The sequence below is a fragment of the Anaerolineales bacterium genome (genome assembly GCA_037382465.1).
Classification (GTDB): Bacteria; Chloroflexota; Anaerolineae; order Anaerolineales; family E44-bin32; genus WVZH01.
In genome coordinates, this window is the sequence record JARRPX010000119.1 from 1 (window position 1) to 3,775 (window position 3,775).

Sequence of the window (3,775 nt, forward strand, 5' to 3'; positions counted from 1 at the left end):
GTTGAAACGCAAAACGGCACGTAAATTATCCGGCAGCACATCCACAGGATAGATCACCGGCGTGAGGTACATCCATGCCGTAAGCAGCACCTCGTACATCGGAACAGTATCCGGAAAGTAGATGGCAGCGGTCGAAACCATCAGGGCCACGCCCAGCGTAAAAAGTCCGGTGAGGAATACCGGCAGAGGCAGCAGCAGAATCGTTGCCGGCAAACTTGCGCCCAGCACCAGAGCGATGATGGCATAGGCGCCCAACGCCAGAACGAGATTGATCAAACCTGTGCCCAGCGCTGAAACGGCAAAGACCGCCTTCGGGACGAAAATCCGTCCCAGCAATCCGCCGCTCCATACCAGGTCGTTCATCGCGGCGGTCGTCGATTGTGCAAAGAAATTCCATATCAACAGCCCGGAAAGTACGTGCAGCGCATAGTCCTGTCCGGGAAAGCGAAAGATGTTCGCAAACACCAGTGTGAGGACCGCCATGGTGAGGAGCGGATTGACCATCGTCCAGGCCACACCCAAGAAGGAGCGCTTGTAACGCACCTTCACGCTACGGGCGATCAATTGCCCGATTAGGTCCCGGTAGCGAACGAGCGCCTGTAGTTCCTCATAGAACGGTTTCGCACGTGCGGCCGAATCGTAAACCCTCGAATCTTCGATCATTGGTGATAACCCATTCCACCTCGAACACTTACCCAATCGCGGCAAAGTCTATCATATTTATTCTACTTGTCGTGCGCAATGGGTGAAAAGAGTGTGTGAATTCCCGCAAATACAATTGGCGTTACTCCCGTGCGGCAGTCCATTCGATGATTCGATCGATTCCGCGCCGGAGCATGTCTTCCAGTTCATCTGCAGCACCCCGATAGGTATCCAGCGTGCCCGTCACCGGATCGTCGATGTCGTCCGAGCGGCCGATGAGCGCAGAGAACAGCTTCACCCGATCGGCGCATGCCGGGAATTGTATCTGCAGCGCCTCGGCATGACGGCCTTCCATGACCAGCACCAGGTCGAACTGTGTTAAGAGACCTTCGGCAACGGGCCGGGAACGGTGATCCTCGATGTCCAGGCCGCGTTCCCGCATGACACGCCGCGCTGCGGGAGTCGCCCGCTCGCCCGGATACGCCCAGACTCCGGCGGATTCGACGCGCCAGTCATCGCCCCATTCCGCATCATGCAGAATCGACTTAAAAAGCGCCTCCGCCATCGGTGAACGACACTGATTGGCGGAGCAAACGAAGAGGATCGATGGCATTCGGCTCCCTACGAGGTCCGGTGTCTTCTCTCCAATCGGAATAACTCGATGCTATAACCGCCCCATGATTCTCAGGTGACGCCGCAATTCTCCGCCCGAAATCAGCAGCAAGCGATCGCCCGATTCTTCCGCCAGTTCCTTGCACGCCCGCGTGAAATCGGTCGTCACGATGAGATAGGCGGAATCGCAATTTCCCTGGGATTCCATCGTCTCGAGCACGCTGCGGCCCTCGCCCACGCCCACATTTTTATCGGCGCGTATATAGCGCACGAAGACGCGCGCGACTTTTTTCTTCTCCGTGCGCCAGGCCAGCAGTTCCGTACAATCTTCGTCGGATCCTTCGAGAACGACGGTCTCCGGATATCCCAGCGCACCCATCAATTGGCCGATCTCTGAAACGATGCCCGCCGGCTCCAACGATTCGACGTGCGATTTGAGCATCGCGGTGTCCGGCAGCGGTTCCTGTTCTTCGCTCTTCTCTTCCAACTCCTTCTTGGCTTGTTCCAACTGTTTTTTGAGTTTGAAAGCCGGAGTCGGGTGAATGGGGACTTCGAAGATATCCTGCAGCCAATCATCGAGCGTGATGCGTTCTTCCAATTCGACGGGCTGCGTATCCATGGGAACCTGGTGGGGCAGCATGCCGCGTTCGGCCAGAATTTCGTACAGGCGCTCCTCGATCGTGTCCGCCACCCAAAACTCGTACACGTTGACCGGCACCTTGGGCCCGATCGATGGATTCAGGCGGCGCTCCAAGCGGCGGCGAACCGCGGGATTCCAGTTGTGATCGAAATGAACGACGTACGTCGCTTCCTTCAGCGCTTTTCCGTCCAACTGCGAACCGGCTTCAATGAGTAGCACGTTCCAATGAACTTGCTGGCGGAATGCGCTCAGGATTTCGTCCCGCTGTTCTTGCGAGGTGGTTCGATCGATGCTCAATGCGCCGTACGCTTCGAGCACGGGAAGCAATTTTTCAAGTCCGTCTTCTTTGAATTGGGTAATTACGACGATTTTCGATCCGGCTGAAGAGACTTCGTCGACCAGATCGACCAAAGCTCTCACTTTAACGCCGTCCAATAATTCCGGAGCAAAATTACAGACGCGTTTCAACCGTTCCACAGCCGACATGACGTGCGTACGGGTGATCGCTCCTCCAAGTTTGACCAGGCGGTTGCGCTCCTCCTCGAGCGCCCTCTCGTAAACCTTCATCTGCCGGTCTTGAAGATCGAGCCAGAGTTCTTGCCGGATCTGCGGTGGCATGCCCTTCGCCATTTCACGCTTCGTTCGCCGCATGACATGGCTCTCGAACTGCGTATGCAGCTCCGGCAGCGTGCTCTTCGTCGCTCCTTCCAATTCTTCCGGCGTGAGAAAGGTGAAAACGGAAAGCCAGCTTTCTTCATCGGGAGGCAGAGCGCCGGCCAATCCCCAGCGCCGTTGAGCCGAGAGCCGTTTCAGCGCATTGAACATCTCTCGCTCACGGAAGCGGATCATGTGCAAGCTGTCGAAAATGACGATGTCGAAGTTCAGGCTTTCGCCGGCCAGTAAACCGCCGGCGATGTCGATGGCCAGGGTCGAGTAATCCACCAGGTAGACGTGTGCCGGCGTGCGCCAATCCATATCCCGTTGATCGGGATTGCCCTGGATGGTCGTGAACGTCAGGAACGGAGCCCACGTTAATAGATGCCCGGACCAATGGCGCAATCCCGTCTTCGGACACACGATCAACGCTCGCTTGATTTCCCCTTGTTGAAACAGAGCGGAAAGCGCGGCGATCGCCGTGACCGTTTTACCCATTCCTGCGTCATCCGCCAATAAAAGCGCATCCCGGTTGATCAGTGTCAGCACAGCTTCCATCTGATCGTCGCGCAGGGGAAAGGGTAGAACCGGCGGGGTGACTTCCGTGAGAAAAACGCTGAGTTCCAGCGTCGGCCGCAGCATGTCCATCAGGTCCGGCACTTTTTTGGCCACGATTTTATTGCGTTCGACGATGGGTTTGTACGACCGCGGAAGCGGCGGCGGACCCTCGAAGACGAGATGGTCTTTGACAGGATACTTCTTTCCCGATAGCTGCGGGGCATCGAAATCGACGGCAATCTCTCGAATGGAATCCGAGGCCGTCAAGCGGGCCGGGTAATCGTGCAAATCCATGTTCTCCAGGCGCGCATGCGAGAAATCCAGCAATAGATCACACGTGAGAGTAATCATCTGGCCGCTCTCGCTGCGATCCGGGATGATTTGAACGTGCCCATCGATCGGGAAAGAGGTGAGTATGACCGGCGAGATATTCGGATCACGCACCGCAGCGATCGTCGGGCGTGGCATCGGAGTTACGGTTCGACCGGTAGATAAGCGTATCGTCGGCACGGGTTTTCTTCTATTGTTCGCCGACTTTTAGACTATGGGCTTCTTCCAAAGCGGTTCGGATGCGTAAAAATGGTTCCATGATGTTGCGCCCGCGAAGACGTTTGGGTAACACATCACGCCCGATCTCGGCTTCTTGATCGTGGCCCGGCAGTGCCTGGA

3 protein-coding genes are annotated in these 3,775 nt (G+C 56.7%); all 3 read right to left on the minus strand.

Annotated elements, in window-relative coordinates:
- On the minus strand, positions 1–663 hold a 663-nt coding region (locus P8Z34_17080; GenBank protein MEJ2552387.1), incomplete at its 3' end, for an ABC transporter permease.
- Positions 664–784: 121 nt separating this feature from the next.
- Entirely contained in the window at positions 785–1,255 is a 471-nt protein-coding gene (locus P8Z34_17085; protein MEJ2552388.1) for a low molecular weight protein arginine phosphatase, read from the minus strand.
- Positions 1,256–1,306: 51 nt separating this feature from the next.
- Positions 1,307–3,616 carry a DEAD/DEAH box helicase gene (locus tag P8Z34_17090; GenBank protein ID MEJ2552389.1) on the minus strand — a complete coding sequence of 770 codons (2,310 nt, stop codon included), beginning with the start codon at positions 3,614–3,616 and terminating at the stop codon, positions 1,307–1,309.
- Positions 3,617–3,775 lie beyond the last annotated feature (159 nt).

Excerpts from the sequence above, each read along its gene's own strand:
- P8Z34_17085 (MEJ2552388.1), bottom strand. The coding sequence starts at position 1,255 with ATGCCATCGATCCTCTTCGTTTGCTCCGCCAATCAGTGTCGTTCACCG.